Below are 18,562 nucleotides of genomic sequence, written 5' to 3'. Positions count from 1 at the left end.
TCTTAAAGCAAGCATTGAGTGCAGTTAGATTTACAATTACCAAAAGATAAGATCACCCTGTCCCAACTGGAGCAGTACCTGGCTAAAGCTGCCTGGATACTGAAGGGGCCCGTTGGAGCTTCGGACTTTAAGGCATATATCTTCCCGATGTTGTTCTTTAAGCGCATCTCTGATGTGTATGACGAGGAGTACCAGCTGGCATTGGCTGAATCAGATGGTGATGAGGAGTATGCTTCATTGCCAGAGTTCCACCGTTTTGAAATACCGGAGGCGTGCCATTGGCAGGATGTGCGGGAGACGACGGTGAACGTGGGCCTCGCACTGGAGAAAGCCTTTAGGGGCATAGAGCAAGCGAACCAAGAGTTTCTGTACGGTATCTTTGGGGATGCACAGTGGAGTAACAAGAACATGCTTTCTGACCACTTGCTCATTAACCTGGTAGAGCATTTCTCGCAGTACAACTTGGCGAACTCCAACGTGGACCCGGACATGCTAGGCCAGGCGTATGAGTACCTCATCAAGCATTTTGCTGACCTTACCAACAAGAAAGCCGGAGAATTTTATACCCCGCGTTCGGTGGTGCACCTGATGGGGCTTATTATCGACGCGCACGAGGGAGAGAGTATTTATGACCCGGCCTGCGGTACGGGCGGTATGCTGCTGGAGTCTATTAACCACCTGAAGGAGAACAATGAAGATTACAGAACGCTGAAGCTTTATGGACAGGAGAAAAACCTGACATCCTCTTCCATTGCCCGCATGAATATGTTCCTACATGGCATCGAGGACTTTCAAATTTCGCGAGGCGACACCCTTCGCAACCCTGCCTTTTTTGAAGGCGACCAGCTGAAGTCCTTTGACTGCGTTATAGCCAACCCGCCTTTCTCGCTGAAAGGATGGGGGGCAGAGAACTGGGTAAACGACCCCTATGGCCGCAACATAGCCGGTGTGCCACCTGAAGGAAATGGTGATATGGCTTGGGTGCAGCACATGATCAAGTCCATGAAGCCTGAGACCGGACGTATGGCGGTCGTGCTGCCGCACGGTGCCTTGTTCCGCAAAGGGGCAGAAGGTAAGATTCGTCAGGCCCTGCTGGAGATGGACCTGCTGGAGGCTGTAATTGGTCTGGCACCAAACATCTTCTACGGCACAGGGCTTGCGGCCTGTATCATGGTGTTCAGAAGTCAGAAAGAGGAAGGCAAGCAAAAGCAGGTGCTTTTTATTGATGCGTCTGAGCAGATGCGTGTCGGTCGTGCGCAGAATTACCTGGAACCTGAGCATGTGAACCAAATCTTTTCGTGGTACTCTGACTTCAAAAATTTGCAGAACTATGTAAAGGTGGCCACGCTGGAGGAGATTGCCGAAAACGGCTATAATTTGAACATCCCGCTTTACATCGAAAAGACAGTAGAGCACAACTTGCCTACAGTTGAGGAAGCATTAGCAGACCTAAAAGCTGCTTGGAATGAGTGTCTTGATGCAGAAGAAAAGTTTAAGAGAATATTAAACCGCTTTATCTCCTAATATTTAAGCAATGAGAGCAGACAAATTACCCTCAAGCAGTGCACAGGATCGTAGTATCTCGGTGTGGTTTCAGAAAATAGAAAATAGTGAAATCAAGCTGCCCAGATTTCAGCGACACCAGGCTTGGGATAAAAATAAAATCACAAGCCTCCTGAATACAGTTATTCATAACCTACCGCTGGGAGTAACTTTGATTCTTGAGGTAGGGAGCACGGAGCCTTTTGTTTCCCGCTATCTTGCTACTGCACCGGAAAAGACTGGCAGTAGAGTAACGGAACATTTGCTGGATGGTCAACAACGACTTACTGCACTTTGGAGAGCGCTGCACAACAACTATGAATGGGAGAAGTACTTTCTGTACGTATCGGACCTAGATAGTAGCAGAGAGAAACCTGAAGAGAGAGTTGTGACTGTACATTGTCAGGGAAGGTGGAATAAAAAGGACGGCCAAAAAATGCCTTTATGGGCTGACAGTGCCGTTGATACTTTACACCGTGGCTTACTGCCTATTGACTTGTTCATGCCAGGAGATAAAGCTTCCTATTACGAGAATTGGGTAACCGAAGCATTAAAATTTGCTAAGCCGAAAGCTGCAGAGGAGGACTATGAAGAGAAGCTAGAGGGGTGGATGGAAAAAAAGAATGCAATCATTAGCCTGATCAGAGACGTGAGAGAAACGATTGCGCATTACAACCTGCCATACCTGGCGCTTCTCTCAAGTACTACCAAAGATACAGCGCTACAAGTGTTCATTAACATGAATACAAATAGTAAGCCTTTATCACAATATGATATTATCCGTGCTGAGATTGAAAGTGTGAAAGGGGAGTCACTTGATGATCTTGAAAAAGCACTTAAAGCAAAGTACCCTCGCATCACACACTATTTTGATATTCCTTTCCTAGTGTTAGCTACATCTTCCTTGATTCAGGACAGGTTACCAAACAACAGAGGAATGTGGGATATGGACAAAGGGGTAATGGTAGAGAACTGGGACAAAATGACTACGGGCCTCGCACAAATGGCATCCTTTATGGAACAGGAAGGCATTTATGACCGTGCTCGTTTGCCAACAAATGCAGTACTTGCTGTTATTGCAGCGCTTTATGTGCAGGCACCCCAATGTCTGGATGCACATGGTAATACGCATGTGTTGCTTAAAAAATACATGTGGTCCGGCTTCTTTACCGACAGGTATGAAAACGCTGCTGCTAGCAGTGCCTTTACTGATTATATGGCATTGAAGAAGATAGTTAATGGGGTAACAAAAGAAGATGGTACTTTATTTACAGAAGCTGATGTGCCAATCTTCAATAAAACACATCATCCAATTTCTACCCCAGAAGAATTGATCAGAATAGGATGGCCCAAACGTGAAAACATTCGGGCTCGCGCCATAATGGCCGTTTTCTCGAAACTAGGAGCTTACGACTTTGCTGACGGTACCAAGCTTACAAGAGATCAGCTTTTAGAGGGCAAGCGCCATTACCACCATGTGTTTCCAGACAACCTGCTCCAGGAGGCAGGTATGGAAAACAGCTACATTGCTTTGAATTGCGCACTTATAACTGATAAAACTAACCTAAATATTAGTAATAAGGAACCTCTAAAGTATTTGAAAGAGCGGTATGCCTGGACTGACGAAGATATTGTGCAGAATAGACTAAAAAGCCATCTGATTCCGATTGATGAATTAGCCAATGGCGGCTATGAGGGCCTTTCAGAAGAGCAGAAGAAGGAAAAAGTAATGCTGGACTACACACGATTTATTGAGAAGAGAGCAAAACTGGTGTATGAAGCAGCACTGCAATTAACGAATGGAAGAGACATTGTTCCTTCTGACATTTATAAAGCTGTTGAAAAGCAGCCGGTCGACAATGAGGCTGAAGAAGCCCTGGTATAACATGACCCAACAACAATTAGAAAAATACCTCTGGGGAGCCGCCACCTACCTGCGAGGCCATATAGATGCTGGCGATTACAAGCAGTACATTTTTCCGCTACTTTTCTTTAAACGCATTTCGGATGTGTACGACGAGGAGTATGCCCTGGCGCTAGCAGAAAGCGACGGCGATTTAGAGTATGCCGCCTTTGAAGAGAACCACCGCTTCCAGATACCGGAGGGTGCGCACTGGAACGATGTGCGGGAGGTGACGGTGAACGTAGGTATGGCCCTGCAGGAGGCGATGCGTGCCATTGAGAAAGCGAACCCGGAAACCTTGTTCGGGATATTCGGGGATGCCAGCTGGACGAACAAGGACCGCCTGAGCGACGAGACGCTGACCAACCTGATAGAGCATTACTCGCAGCACAAGCTGAACATGCAGAACGTGCCTGACGACCAATTGGGCAACGGCTACGAATACCTCATCAAACAGTTTGCCGACGACAGCGGCCACACGGCAGCCGAGTTTTATACCAACCGTACAGTGGTGCGCCTGATGACACTGATGATGGACCCACAGCCAGGCGAGAGCGTGTACGACCCTACCTGCGGCTCTGGCGGTTTGCTGCTGAATTGTGCGCTGCAGCTAAAGGCCAACGGGCAAGAATATCGCTCACTGAAGCTGTATGGACAGGAAATTAACCTGATTACCTCGGCCATTGCCCGCATGAACATGTTTATGCACGGCATTGAGGAGTTCCAGATTGTACGGGGCGATACACTGAGCGAGCCGGGTCTGCTGGAAAATGATGAGTTGAAGAAGTTCAACGTGATACTGGCCAACCCGCCATACTCTATCAAGGCCTGGGACCGCAAAGCCTTTGAAAGCGACCTGTATGGCCGTAACATCTGGGGTACGCCGCCGCAGGGCTGTGCCGACTATGCCTTTCAGCAGCACATCCAGAAAAGCCTGGACCCGCAGAATGGCCGCTCCATTTCGCTTTGGCCGCACGGGATACTTTTCCGTGACTCCGAAGCTGCCATGCGCCGTGCCATGATTGAAAGCGATGTAGTGGAGTGCGTGATTGGTTTGGGGCCTAATCTGTTCTACAACTCTCCGATGGAGGCTTGCCTGCTGGTGACGAAGAACAACAAGTCAGAAGAGCAGAAAGGCAAAGTGCTGTTCATTAACGCGGTGAAGGAAGTAAGGCAGGATAAGAATATTGCTTTCCTGGAAGAGCGACACATTCAAACCATCTACAATGCCTACAAAGGCTATAAAGACAGTACTGGATTAGCTCGTGTAGTTGATGTAGAGGAAATAATGGCTAATAACGGGAAGCTGGCTATTAACCTGTATGTAGAGCCTGAGAAAGACGCTGCCAACGAAGGTATAGCCTTAGAGCAGGCGCTGAAAAACTGGGAGCAAAGCTCTAAGGAGCTAAAGCAATCTATGAACGAATTATTTGAAATACTGGGATGATGCTGGCTGAAGAAATACAAACAACATTTGGGATAGATAAATCATCTTGGATTAAAGTAAAGCTCGGGGATGTAGTAAGAGAAGTACGTGAAACGGTGAAGGACCCAGTAGCTGAAGGTATAGAGCGTATTATTGGACTGGAGCACCTGGAGCCTGAAAGTCTGCACATCAGGACTTGGGGCATGCTTACAGACGGCACCACTTTTACAAAAGTGTTCCGCAAGGGGCAGGTGCTTTTTGGCCGGAGACGTGCCTACCTGAAAAAGGCAGCCTTGGCTACTTTTGATGGTATATGCTCAGGTGATATTACAGTACTGGAGGCTAAGAAAGGTTTACTGCCAGAGCTTCTGCCTTTTCTGATTCAGAACGACAAATTCTTTGAACTTGCAGTTAAAAACTCAGCTGGTTCACTTTCTCCAAGAGCAAAATTTGCTGATTTCGCGGATTATGAATTTCAACTTCCACCTATTGACCAGCAAGAGCAAATAGCTGAATTGCTTTGGTCTGGGGATGAAGCAGCGAATGAGGGGATTAGAACCTATAACATTTGTAACAACTATTACATTTCATACCGTGAGCTTTTATACTTACATATGGATGGAAATGCTCCATTGGTTTTCAATTCTTTGTTAAAAGAGAATGTTAACTCTAGTATAAAATTTACAAAGTTAGGGTCAGTACTAACTGATATAAGATATGGCACATCAAAGAAGGGAAATACTCAAGGTATAGGTTATGAGGTGATAGGGATTCCTCAAGTAATAAATGGAAAACTTTCCTTGGACTCAATAAGCCATGTGTCATTAGATGAAAAAGAGTACCAAAGCTGTAGGTTGAATTTTGGTGATATAGTTATTGTGAGGACTAACGGGAATCCTGAATATACAGGCAGAAGCGCACTTTATGATATAGATAATGGACATGCCTTCGCTTCATATCTGATAAAGATTTCAGTTAATTCAGAACTCTATAATCCTGAATTCATTTTAAGATACCTTCAATCTGTAACAATAAGGAAGTACTTCAAAAGAAATGCTACTTCATCAGCTGGTAACTACAATATTAATACTGAAACTATCAAGAGCGTTCCAATTCCAGTAGTGCCAATAATAAAGCAAAATGAGATTGTACAGCAATTGAAGAAAGTAGAACAGACTCAAAATGATATTGCAGCATATAACTTCAATGCTTTAAAACTGCAAAAGTCCCTCATCAACCAAATCTTCTAACCCAAAGCCTATGAGCTTTAACGAACTGAATAGCGTTGAGCATTACATTGTTCAGCAGTAATACGCATATGGATAAGTGGTACGAACTTGATGAAAGGTGGACAGCTATTGGTGTAGAAGACAGGGAAGATTATGTCAGGCATTATGTGGTGGAAGGGCGTTTTCACGCAAGTGTGCATGAAGATGTTGTAAAGGCTTATCAAACTGCTGAGCACCTAATGGCCTTGGCTTGGTACCATTACCCTGTATATGATGAAGCTCTCAAAAAGCTTTTAGGTATACTGGAAATGGCTGTGAAATTAAGATGCCAGGATATAGGTATTCCGCTAGAGGAAATCAATAAGAAGGGTAGGAGATACAGCTTTAGGCTAGAGGAGCTAATGGATAAGCTGTGTGAGCAGGAGCCTGAGAAGGATCTAAAGTGGCAATTACACCATGGCAGAAAGCTGCGAAATAACTTTGCACACCCAGATAGGCATAGCTTTATGGGTGGTTTGTTTGTGCTGCCATTCATTCCGCTGATTAACACTTTAAACCTGCTGTTCTTAGAAACTGCAGTCGTTGTGGCAGCTAAAGAACACCTAGCATACCTTCAACAACGGTTTGCAAAGTATCAAGAGGGTTTATTTGTGCTAGAGAGAGAAGATAAACGTTATCTTATAACGAAAGCCATCCCTCATCACACACATGAAACTAGTGAAGGCTGGATCTCCTTTTGGTCTTTTGCTCCTGTTTTACTCAATGGATTTGAGTCCCTTTCAAAACATAGCTATAGCAGACCACTCCTGCTGACTCTTACAAATCTTGAGAACATAGGATCAGCTTTCGTAGGTGTAGACTTAGAAACGGGAGCACAAGTAAGAATTATACCTACCAATCATCCATGTAACCTGGAAATGCTGGCACAACATAAAACCGATTTGAACAGATTAGATGAAATAGATAGGATGCTTTATGGAAGGTATGTAGAGGATGAAGTAGCTAAAAAACTAAGCCGGTTCAAGTATAAATATTGCTGGTGCTGATTTTGTACTTTATTTATTGAAGAAATATAATTTATGTAAAAAAATAAAAATATATATAAGCGTATTAGTATATTTATGCACTTCTTGAACAGCAGATCAAGGAGTGCTTTTTTATGTGGTTTACAGTTGTTTACAAACCGCATAGCTAAGCTTCTACGCCTGTAACAAGGCCTACACCTATATAACAGGTCTGAAAACAAACTTTACCGCTTACAATAATGCAGTTACCGCAGTTATTAAACCATTACGGTCTTACTCCACAGCAATTAGAGAACCTGCTGAGCGAGAATGGTATTAAGACAAACCTTAGATTCATTAAAACAATACCAGAAGGTTGGCTCCCCATTCTTTCTACTGCTACAGCTATTCTTCCGCCATCATCTAATACAGGTGCCAACATACCTGTTCCCGTTTCAAAGGCAAAAGCAGCTAAAGGAGATATCAAAGTCTTAGAACCTGAAGCGTTCGACTGGGATAAATTTGAAAATACAGCGTTAAGCTTGCTTACTTCCGTTCCAGTTACTACTGAGCAAAAGGGAAGTGTAATGTATTATGATGTTGATGAGAAGAAAATAGAAAATGATAAAGAGTTCTTTTGGGCTTTTGTTATATTTTACATTCCAGGCAAGTATGGGTTTGTAAAAAGAATTCATGACTTTGACGGTCTCAACTACTATAAGCTGAAAGAGAAAAATGAAGATAACTATTACATTAAGCTCAAGGATGAAGTTGTTACAGGAGAAGAACTAGTTATTTGTAGTAGCACCACTGTAAATTCTAATAAAAAAACTGCTAAAATTGAAGCCGTAACACATTCAGGAATAGTAGACAGGACTAAAATTAAAGTGCTGTCAAGTTTACTGCCTGCTACCAATGTTGCTGGATTCGTATCAGATAAACCTTTAACAGATAAGGCTAGCTTTAGTAGCTTTACTCTTCACGTTACCAGAAATAAAGATGTTATAAAGCTACTTCCAAAACCGGAACAGTTACCAGAGGAACATGCAAAGCCAGCAGAGCGATATTTTGAAAAAACCATTTTTAAGAGTGTCTATTCGGGTGATGACGTTGAGAATATTCAGGCTCTAAGTAGCTTACTAACAAAGGATCAGGAAAAGCTAAATCAATATTTCGAAGAAGCTTTTGATGTACAAAGAGCTGAGCTAAGCGAGAATTTTGACGAGCCATCGTTCGAGGCCTTCGTTAAAAATTGGTTAATTCTCTTTCCCCAATTTATTTGCCGCGATAATCTTAATTTATCTGTATCAAATAACTACTATTTAGATCTGTGGTTCAAAAAAATACTTCCGGCTAAATTTTGGGATGATGAGCTATCACAAGTCTTTTATAACTATAGTTTAGAGCATCCAGAATTAGAGGTATTAGAAGTTTTCTTAAAGTTCAGGAATGTTCTGGAGGATGAGCAGAAGGATACTTATAATCAGCTATTGCAGAAGCACTGCAATAGCATAGAATCTATCGATACTACAGTAACATATATTTCTCTAACTAAGCTTACTGAGACTGCCTTTAATGGTTTGTCAACAGTACTTGAAGCTGAGTTGAATGATAAAACTAGTGCCAAAACTAAACTTGAGTTATGGCTTCAGAATCTATCTCTATACTTTCCTCATCATGAGGCAATCAGTTTGTTTCCTACTTGTTCACCAGTAGAGCAGGACTTAATTATAGAGCAGCTTAACGGAAGCGAGTTACTGAGTGTTGTACAGTATCTATCAGCCTCAAATAGTAAACAAAGTAAGTTAAAAGGTAAAAACTTTTTTGAGAGTGAGCTTTTAGCAAAGTTTAATGCTTTAGCTCTGGATATAGAGAGTGATGGCAAAGAGATTAATGAATTTGCTTGGGGTGATAACAGCAAGTGGTTTGCAGGAGTATCGCCAGAGGAAATAAAAGCCGTAAAACAAACTCTTCAAAACAGGATTGTAAAATACACACCTCTACTGATAGGACATAATATTGTTGATTTCGATTATCCTATACTTCTAGAGCAAGGTCTGGAGATACAGCGTGAACAGCTTTGGGATACAATGCTGGTAGAGATGGTTCTTAGCCCAGATTTGAGAACATATGCTCTACAAACTAGCCACCAAGCGTTAGATGATGCTAAACTAGCTTCTAAAGTTTTTATCAATCAGGTTTTCAGGCTGCTAGTTTTGGAGGAGGAAACCTGGAGTACTGTCAAAGCTATCTTCGAGCCAAAGGTTCAGGAAATTCTGCAGAGGTTACGGACTTCTATGTCTCTTCAATGGATAGATGTAGACGAACTTAAGGAGCAACTGCTTACTTATTTTAGGCCTCAGCCTAAGAAGTCATCTTTGCTTAAAGAGCTTGAGGGAAAACTTGATGCTTCTTCAGCGAAGGTTAAAGTAGTATTAGCTTCTTCAGATTTCTGGGACGAACTAAGAGGTATACCTGGAATTGAGTTTAGATCTTCAAATAGCTCCTATAACAGATTTTTGGAGCTTGATGAAGACGCATTTTTAGGCCAACTTAAGGAGGGTTACAATCAGGTTTTAGGTAAAAGTTTTTTCGGCCACTGTAAACGGGCGGGTCTAAAACCTATGTCTGTGAACCTACCTCCAATTGTCAGAATAAAACTATCTGAAGAAGTAGATTTTGCCACTTCTTGTGTTGCACCTCCCGAACCCATTTGGGAGGAGGATCAGATAATCTGCTTAGATGTTTATGAGCTTGCCAAATATGAGGAAGATCTTCTAAATTCTGAGGGTGTTGAAATCTTTGTAGTTGAACCAGATCTTATCTCCCTTACTTTCAAAGTGCTCCTAAAAGAGCTTGAGCTTTCCTACATTATCAATAATCCTGTAACGGAGCAGCTTTGGATTAAATTTTCTGGAGGTCAAAGCTTTATAGAGTTAAGCAAGGAGCAGGTAAAAAGCTTTCATATAGAAATTCCTGATGGTCTTAATAACTTCTGGATTGAGAAGTATGTGTATGGCCAATACCGCATCTGGGGTAACTACAACTGGGAAAATCACTTACAGGGATTTCCGCTTAGCAAGATCTTTAAAGTAGAAAGAGAGAAAGCTAAGCTGCCGAAGGACCAGGCTAGCTTTGTTGTTGTAGATCAAAAAAAACTACAGAGTAGAGTAGGTATAACACGATTCAATCCTGAAACTATTTATAGGTCGAGGTACTGGCTGATTCAAAAGGAGCTGATAGCAGGGATTGTAAGTAAAGAGTCTAAAAGGCGGCCTCTTATTCTTCTTGTACAGCGCAAAGATGAAGTTCTGGTACTAGAACAGTACTTCTATAAATTAGGTTACTACATTCCTAATAGTAGCATAGCCTTAGGCAGAAGGTTGGAGCTATTGCATCAAAATACAAAGAGCCATAAGATCATTGTTGCTCCTGTCGCTGATGCTTCTAACATTGTCAGTGCAAACTATGTGGGGCCTTTGAACTTTTTGTTTGATAGCTTTAATCTTTACGAGAACTATCACTTAGCTAAAGGATCACAGCTTTTTGAAAATTCTATTACCGCATCCGCTGAAGCACTTAGTGATACGCGCAAGAGAGAGCAAAGGGACAATATAGAAGAAGATGGTCTAACAAATACTGAAAAAGTAGAGGAGAGTGCTTTTCTGCAGAGAGATGTGTATTTTCTTCTAAAGTTGCAGCAACCACTCATAAATAGGCTTAGGTTTTTATTGTTTGATGATAATGTTGATAGCAAGCTGTGGCTTCTTGATGCAAGGATTGAAGACTTTGTTTCGATAGGAGAGGAGTGGAATGCAAAGAAAGAGCCAGTTAGTACTTGGGACAATAAAGAGGAATATGATCGTGATGCAGCCATTGTGGATACGTGCATATTAAGTCCCAAGCCAGAAACTGAACTTCCCTTTTCTCTTGAAAAGTCAAAGGAGCTGTTGGCAAAAGTTTTCTTATCAGAAGGAAATAACTGGTACTCCTATCAACATGATTACCTTAACAAGATATTGCCTGCTCAAACTAACCTATTGGTTTCTCTTCCAACAGGAGGAGGAAAATCTTTACTTTTCCAAGCCCCAGCTTTGTACAGAAGCTCTTTTACAAATAGGCTTACCATTGTAGTTACACCTTTAAAAGCCTTGATGGAGGATCAGGTAAAAGCACTTTGGGAAAAAGGCTTTTATGGAAGCGTAGATTACATTAATCAGGATAAAAGTGATGAAGTGCAGCAAATTTACCGTCGCATGGCTGGTGGTGAGTTATCCTTGCTCTTCATCACTCCAGAAAGATTCCGAAGTGGCGGGTTCATCAAAGCTTTCTCGCAACGCTTTGATAACGATGGAGGACTCGAATACGCTGTTTATGATGAGGCTCACTGTATTTCCCAATGGGGACATGAGTTCAGACCCGATTATTTGTATTCAGGAAAAGCTGTCCAGCGATTTAAAGATATGACAGAGCGAAAGTTTCCGGTGCTGCTGTTTTCTGCTACAGTTTCTGAAAAGATCTTCCGCGATTTTAATTCCATCTTCAGATGATTGAAAGATTAAACGATCAGGTTGCTTATAATCCTGTGAGAGAGCACATCAGCATCGGCTTTCAGCTTGTACAGGACAAAGAACAAAGGATAGAGACTATTGTAGAAGATCTCTTAAATCAAGAGTTTGATCCAGTCCTTAGCCGTGTTCTTGTTTTTGTTAGAACCAGAAAGTTAGCAGAAGAAGCGACAGAAGAATTAATTGACTTTCTAAGTAAGAAAGAAGTCGCTTGGGCTGATAAGGTAGGCCTTTTTCATGCTGGGATGGATAGCTCAGACAGGGAAATAAATTACGAAGATTTTGAAGCCGGCAGAAAAGTTATTCTTGTGGCTACAAAAGCTTTTGGCATGGGTATGGATATTAAAAATATCCATTACATTTATCATCTAAGTCCTTCCTCTACGTTTGAGGACTTCCTACAAGAAGTTGGTAGAGCTGGTAGAGATAAGGCAGAGCTTCAAAAGGCTGGTTTCTCCGAAGAGAAGCCGATTAGAGCGAAGTGCGTTATGACTAAAAGTGATTTTCGGTCATTGCAAGACTTAAACCATAAAGGATCAGTTAGTTGGAATAATATAAAGCTAGTTCAGAGAACTCTCTTTGAGTACATTGGCAAGTTTCGAAAAGTAAATCCCGATCCTGAAAATCCTTTCCCATTGCCGTTTGACCTTCTCAACTCATACCCTCAGTTTGAGGATGAGTTTGACAGGGATACACTTTTCCGCCTTTCTCTTTACTGGCTTGAGAGGCTTAACAGAGTAAGGTTGGGCTTGTTTACCCCAGCATTTCTACCAATTAAAATTTTAAAGCAAAGTACTATTGCTCCTAATGTCCTTGATGTTGAAGAAAGAAGTTCGCTTCAGAATTTTATCTCATTTATAAAGTCCTATCAATCGGCAAAGTTTCCTGAAGGTGAGTCTGTGGCGATACCTATGGAGGAGATTCGTCGCATTACAGGTAAAAAGAGAAATTCAGAGCTCTTTAAATTTCTCTTTCGAGCACAGAAAGCAGGAGCTATCTCAATCGAAAGAACTGTAACTCTAGAACCTACAAAGACGAGAGCAAGTGAGCTAGAGAAGTGGACAAGCTATAATGGAGCTCCTACCCTTGAGGCAGTATTTAATTTGGCAGAGAAGATCTTAACAAGTGTAAGGCCCTGTGAGCAAATGAGCTTTTCAGGAGATTATTTAGATCAAATAAGTAGACATACTATAGACGAGTATTTCTCAAAACGAAGAATATTCTGGAAGGAATATAAAAAGAATGGCGAAGAAATACCTGTTGAAGAAATAGCCAAAAACCTTCGGAACGATTTTATTGCAAAAAGAGCAAAATTTGCTTTCAAGATCATAAGTATGCTTCCTGGAATGCGTCATCGATCTATTATTGAGGCAAAAGAAGACCGGAAGAAACCTGAAGTGGTCCAGCTAGTCTATAACGGTAACTCTGAAAAGAACGCCTGCTTACCTGAATTGATAGAATTCAAAAGTAAGCTTCAAGCTCTGATATCTCATGTTGGCCCTATGTTTTTCAGGGAGAATGTTAAGGTATTTAATTATGCTGATTTAGTTCTTAAACTTGGATTAGAGGGTGATGACCATGAGTATCTCCGTGACTTAATATTTATTTCCAAAGGTCTTGGATACCTAAAAGGGGAGGGTTCTTTTATCCCTATGGGTATAGAACTCTTTATAGATGACACTTCTGATATTGACGAGAGAGACAGAGCTTCTAAAGACTATCAAGTCTTTCAAGAGTTCGAAGAAGGGGTTCAAATGAAAGAATTAAGACTCCTTTCTCTAGAATGCCTTTCTACCTTAAATAAAGATCAGCAAGATGCTTTTATAAAGAAGTATTTCTCTTGCTCAAGTTCATCTGATCTTGTGAGCTTATTAGAAGAGCACTTTGGTGAAGACCATGAAAATTTAAAGGCTTTCAGAAAAGAAGCCTTGTTCAAAGCTGAAGAGAAGCTCAACAACGAACAAAGAGCAGTTTATGATGCTCCAATAGATAGTAACTTACAAGTAATAGCTGGACCAGGAAGTGGTAAAACACACACACTTACACTTAGAGTAGCCAAACTTATACAGAAGGAACAGATAAGTCCTGAACAAATCCTTGTTCTAGCTTATAACAGAGCTGTTGTAGTAGAGTTAAAAGATCGCTTGAATAGGCTGTTTAAGGACCTCGGTTACGCAAAGCTGATAAGTAGACTTAAGGTATTTAATTTTCATCAATTCTGTTTGCATTGTTTAGATAATAACCTTGATAGAAGCAATTTCGATTCTTGGGTGCCTGCTTTTATAAAAGAGTTAGAGCAGAATCCAGGAAGGATAAGTCAGAAATTGGGGCAAATCAAATACGTCTTTGTGGATGAATTTCAAGACATAACAAACGAAAGACTTAAGTTGCTTGAAAAGATTGCCAATCCAGGGAAAACAAAAATATGTGTGATTGGTGACCCAAATCAGAGTATTTATGGCTATGACAGGGTTAAAGAGGGTGGTGCAATGAGTCCGCGGCCATACTATGATAAGTTCAAACAATCCTATCAGCCAAAAGAGCTTAGTCTAAGTACCAATTATCGCTCTTACCCAAATATTCTGACAGCAGCCAAAGAACTGATTAGCAAAAACACAAGTGAGTTTGGCATACCGGAGCTTGTAGCTAATAGAATTCCTGAGATTGATCGTGATTATTGCGAAATCTTCAACTTTAGAGAAACTAAAGTAAGCTGGAGAGATAAGTTACTAGAGTTGCTGAACGAGGAGTATGAGCAAGGCAAGCAGTACAGGCAAATCGCAGTAATGTATCGTTCAAATGAAGAGGTATTTAAATCCTTCAATGATTTGCAGAATATGGGGCTGCAAGGAGTTAGAGTTCGTATACAGGGCGCATCAACATCTCCTTTCCGTTCCAGAGAGTTCTTCCACTTTGTTCAATCTTTAGAACTGAAAAGTAAAGAAATTCTCCCATCTTCTTTCATACACGATTTTGAGCAAGAGAAGTCTAAGGTTATAAGATCTAATAGTAATTGGGACAGCTATTTAATCAACTTATTTCATTGCCTTCTTAAAGAGTTTCAGGTTGAGAAATCTGATGAGTCCACTTATCAGGATCTTACAGATTTTATAGAAGATGTATCAGGTAAAGATGATGGTCATTTCTCTAAAATTTTTGATAAGCATATAAATGATATTGATGCTGCTCAATCTGTAAGAGAAGTAGTGATTACAACTATGCATAAGGTAAAAGGCGTTGAGTTTGATGCCGTGATCATACCTCCTTCGTTCTCAGATTTTGCTTCTAGAGAAGACACTAATAGCGGAAGATTTAAAGAGTTGGTAGAAGAAGAAAGACGATTGCTTTATGTCGCTTATACTCGTGCGAGGTATAGGTTGGTAGTAATAAAGTTTGATCGGGAGCTCGCTATTGATGACAGTAGAAGTTTTGTTTTTTCTGCCGATGTTAGACAAAGGCTTGGTGTAGTTGTTCCGCAGCAAATTGATAAGCTCTTTATATCATGGGGTGCAAAAGAATTCAACAATAGCACCTTCAAACTTATAAATGATAAAGTATCAGTTGGCGACCCTGTAGAATTGATAAAGGATAACTTCGGTGGATGGGAGGTAAGGTGGAGGAACATTCAAATTGGTAAACTTAAATCTAATCAATTAAGCCATACAATCCAGCATAACACTCTTAAAGGATTTAACATCTCAAGTATTGTATACTACACACATGCAGAGTCAATGGATTATGATGAGCGGCATGGAACCTCATATACTAAAAACAGTTGGGGACCAAGTGCAGTTGCAAGAGGCTATATATACTTAGTTGATTTTTCTGGTTATGGTCAAGCTTAGCGGATATAATTATGAGCTTTAACGAACTGAATAGCGTTGAGCATTACATTGTTCAGCAACTTAGCGGTGTAAACCTGAACCAGCCGAACTGGGCAGATGCACAGGCACCGTATGGTTTCCAGTGGCAGTACAAGCCAGCTTCAGCCATAGCGCGCGGGGTAAATGAGGTGCTGGTGGAGTGTGCACTGCGCGAGGCGCTTATCCGCATTAACCCGGAGATTGCCCAAAGCCCGGACCGTGCCGATGAGGTAATCTACAAGCTAAGAGCAATTCTGATCACCGTGAACCAGGTGGGGCTGGTAAAAGCCAACGAATCATTTGCAGAATGGCTTACCGGCGAGAAAACCATGCCTTTTGGCGAGAACAACCGCCACGTACCAGTTCGGCTCATAGACTTTGACAACCCGCAAAGCAACAGCTTTATCATCACTAACCAGTACCGCATTCACCATCACGAAACCAAGATACCAGACATCGTGCTGCTCATCAACGGCATACCTGTGGTGGTAGGAGAGGCCAAAACACCTATCCGTCCGGCAGTATCCTGGCTGGATGGTGCCAATGAGATTCACAGCGTTTATGAGAATGCTGTTCCGCAGCTTTTCGTGCCCAACATCCTGTCTTTCGCCACCGAAGGCAAAGACCTGTACTACGGCTCTGTGCGCTGCCCACTGGATTTCTGGTCGCCGTGGAGGTTAGAAGCCGAGAAAGATGACCTGGTAAAGCAAATGGGGCTTGGCAAAGTAGGGAATGAGCTGACCGACCTGTTGCACCCCAAGCGTCTGCTCGACATTCTGCAGAACTTTGCCCTGTACACAACAGATAAGAAGAAAAGACGCATCAAGATCATCTGCCGTTACCAGCAGTATGAAGGTGCCAACAAGATAGTAGAGCGAGTAAAGGAAGGTCGTGTCAAGAAAGGACTGATCTGGCACTTCCAGGGCTCCGGCAAATCCCTGCTGATGGTGTTTGCCGCACAGAAGCTCCGCAAAATGCCGGAACTGAAAAGTCCGACGGTGATTATCCTGATCGACAGAACAGACCTGGATACGCAAATCTCCGGCACGTTTAATGCCGCTGATGTAGCCAACGTGCAGCCTGCTGAAAGTATAAGCGACCTGCACGATTTGCTGGAGAAAGATACACGCAAGATCATCATCTCCATGATCCATAAGTTCAGGGATGCAAAGCCCAAAATGAACACCCGCGACAACATCATTGTGCTGGTGGATGAAGCGCACCGAACGCAGGAAGGTGACCTGGCCAGGCAAATGCGGGCAGCCTTACCCAATGCATTTCTGTTCGGCTTAACCGGTACACCTATCAATAAAGTTGATAAAAATACGTTCTGGGCCTTCGGCTCAGACGAAGACGAGAAAGGCTACATGTCCCGCTATACCTTCCAGGATTCTATACGGGATAAAGCCACGCTGCCTTTACACTTTGAGCCGCGCCTAGTAGATGTGCACGTCGATAAAGAAACGATCGACAAACTCTTTAAAGAGCTGAAAGACGAAGCTGCTTTGAGCGATGAAGAGGCTGATGCGCTCAGCAAGAAAGCCGCTAAGATGTCAGCCTTTTTGAAGTCACCGGAGCGGGTGCAGACTATTGTCGAAGACATCGTGCAGCACTACAAAGAGAAGGTGCTGCCACACGGCTTCAAAGCTATGATCGTCACGCCGGATCGTTTTGCCTGCATTCAATACAAGGAAGAACTGGACAAGCATTTTGTAACTGAAGCCAGTAAGGTAGTTATCTCCACCAGTGCCAACGACGAATATGAGTTCAAACAAAAGTGGGCCACTGATAAGTCGCAGCAGGAGAAGATTGTAGATGAGTTTAATGATGCGAACTCCCCGCTGAAGTTCATCATTGTAACTGCCAAACTACTTACCGGTTTCGATGCGCCTATCCTGCAAACCATGTACTTGGATAAGTCGCTGAAAGATCATACGTTGCTGCAGGCCATCTGCCGTACCAATCGCCTGTACCCAAACAAAACCTTTGGCTGCATAGTAGATTACTTCGGCATATTCGATGATGCTGCCGGAGCACTTCAGTTCGATGAAGAGAGTGTAAAAAAAGTTATCACCAACCTGCAGGAGCTGCGCAACAAGCTGCCAGAGGCCATGCAGGATTGCCTGAAACACTTTGAAGGTGTAGACAGAACACTGGATGGCTTTGAAGGCCTAGAAGCTGCACAGGATGCCATCAAATCAGTAGAGCAGAAAGATGCCTTTGCCGAAAATTACAAGTACCTGACGCAGCTTTGGGAATCGTTGTCACCGGACGATGTGCTAAACTCTTACCAGCAGGATTACAAATGGCTCTCGCAGGTATACGAATCCGTTAAGCCACCCATTGATAATATCGGAAAGCTACTCTGGTTCAGACTGGGTGCTCAGACTACAAAGCTCATTCACGAGAACATCCATGTGGGTGGTATAGGTGATCTGGAAGAGTTTATACTGGATGCCGAAGTAATTGATGACCTGTTCAAGAACCCCAATTCCAAAAAGGTAAAGCAGCTGGAGAAGGAGTTGATCAGGCGCTGGAGCAAGTATGGCGGAAATCCGAAGTTTAAAAAGCTAAGCGACCGCTTGGAAGATTTGAGAGACAAAGCAGAACGCGGTCTGGTCTCGAGCATAGACTTCATAAAAGAACTCTGTAAGCTCGCACAGGAAACGGTGCAGGCCGAGAAGGATGTAGAGTCTGTAACGGTTCAAAAATCCGCTACAGCAGCTCTAACCGAGCTGTTCTTGGAACTTAAAACAGATCAAACCCCAGCGGTAGTAGAGCGCTTAGTAAATGACATAGACCAGATTGTAAAAGTTGTACGCTTCCCAGGCTGGCAAACCACCGCTTCGGGCGAGCGGGAAGTACAACAATCACTTAGGAAGACTTTGCTTAAATATAAGTTGCATAAGGACCAACTACTGTTTGAGCGGGGGTATGCTTATATAAAGGAGTATTATTAGATGTAAGGATTGTAATGTAGGAAGAATATCTGTTTTTTTACCTATATTAATATAACTAAATTTTGTT

8 protein-coding genes are annotated in these 18,562 nt (G+C 42.4%); all 8 read left to right on the top strand.

Features of this window, described 5'->3' with window-relative positions; all coding sequences use genetic code 11:
* The first annotated feature begins 18 nt into the window (after positions 1-18).
* The 8 genes from A0W33_RS03770 to A0W33_RS03735 all read left to right on the top strand — a co-directional run bounded on the left by A0W33_RS03770 (position 19) and on the right by A0W33_RS03735 (position 18,495).
* Positions 19-1,524 (top strand): type I restriction-modification system subunit M, encoded by a 1,506-nt coding sequence (locus A0W33_RS03770; RefSeq protein ID WP_068836933.1) that lies wholly within the window; start codon positions 19-21, stop codon positions 1,522-1,524.
* Positions 1,525-1,534: 10 nt separating this feature from the next.
* Positions 1,535-3,427, top strand: coding sequence for a DUF262 domain-containing protein (locus A0W33_RS03765; protein WP_068836932.1), 1,893 nt, complete (start codon positions 1,535-1,537; stop codon positions 3,425-3,427).
* Position 3,428: 1 nt separating this feature from the next.
* Positions 3,429-4,892 (top strand): type I restriction-modification system subunit M, encoded by a 1,464-nt coding sequence (locus tag A0W33_RS03760; protein WP_068839909.1) that lies wholly within the window; start codon positions 3,429-3,431, stop codon positions 4,890-4,892.
* On the top strand, positions 4,889-6,121 hold the full coding sequence (locus tag A0W33_RS03755; RefSeq protein WP_068836931.1) for a restriction endonuclease subunit S: 1,233 nt from the start codon (positions 4,889-4,891) through the stop codon (positions 6,119-6,121). Before A0W33_RS03760 ends, A0W33_RS03755 begins: the two co-directional genes overlap by 4 nt.
* 68 nt (positions 6,122-6,189) lie before the next feature.
* On the top strand, positions 6,190-7,146 hold the full coding sequence (locus A0W33_RS03750) for a hypothetical protein (protein ID WP_068836930.1): 957 nt from the start codon (positions 6,190-6,192) through the stop codon (positions 7,144-7,146).
* A 218-nt stretch (positions 7,147-7,364) separates the two neighbouring features.
* Positions 7,365-11,654, top strand: coding sequence for a DEAD/DEAH box helicase (locus tag A0W33_RS03745; protein WP_068836929.1), 4,290 nt, complete (start codon positions 7,365-7,367; stop codon positions 11,652-11,654).
* On the top strand, positions 11,651-15,517 hold the full coding sequence (locus A0W33_RS03740; protein WP_068836928.1) for a UvrD-helicase domain-containing protein: 3,867 nt from the start codon (positions 11,651-11,653) through the stop codon (positions 15,515-15,517). Before A0W33_RS03745 ends, A0W33_RS03740 begins: the two co-directional genes overlap by 4 nt.
* 11 nt (positions 15,518-15,528) lie before the next feature.
* Positions 15,529-18,495 (top strand): type I restriction endonuclease subunit R, encoded by a 2,967-nt coding sequence (locus tag A0W33_RS03735; protein WP_068836927.1) that lies wholly within the window; start codon positions 15,529-15,531, stop codon positions 18,493-18,495.
* Positions 18,496-18,562 lie beyond the last annotated feature (67 nt).

It is taken from the genome of Pontibacter akesuensis (genome assembly GCF_001611675.1).
Classification (GTDB): Bacteria; Bacteroidota; Bacteroidia; order Cytophagales; family Hymenobacteraceae; genus Pontibacter; species Pontibacter akesuensis.
The sequence above is the reverse complement of the archived record's forward strand: the minus strand, read 5'-3'. Positions and strand labels throughout refer to the sequence as shown.

Bases quoted from the DNA above. Each gene is read 5' to 3' on its own strand.
- A0W33_RS03765 (WP_068836932.1), top strand. From the start codon at position 1,535: ATGAGAGCAGACAAATTACCCTCAAGCAGTGCACAGGATCGTAGTATC.
- A0W33_RS03760 (WP_068839909.1), top strand. From the start codon at position 3,429: ATGACCCAACAACAATTAGAAAAATACCTCTGGGGAGCCGCCACCTAC.
- A0W33_RS03755 (WP_068836931.1), top strand. From the start codon at position 4,889: ATGATGCTGGCTGAAGAAATACAAACAACATTTGGGATAGATAAATCA.
- A0W33_RS03750 (WP_068836930.1), top strand. From the start codon at position 6,190: ATGGATAAGTGGTACGAACTTGATGAAAGGTGGACAGCTATTGGTGTA.
- A0W33_RS03745 (WP_068836929.1), top strand. From the start codon at position 7,365: ATGCAGTTACCGCAGTTATTAAACCATTACGGTCTTACTCCACAGCAA.
- A0W33_RS03740 (WP_068836928.1), top strand. From the start codon at position 11,651: ATGATTGAAAGATTAAACGATCAGGTTGCTTATAATCCTGTGAGAGAG.
- A0W33_RS03735 (WP_068836927.1), top strand. From the start codon at position 15,529: ATGAGCTTTAACGAACTGAATAGCGTTGAGCATTACATTGTTCAGCAA.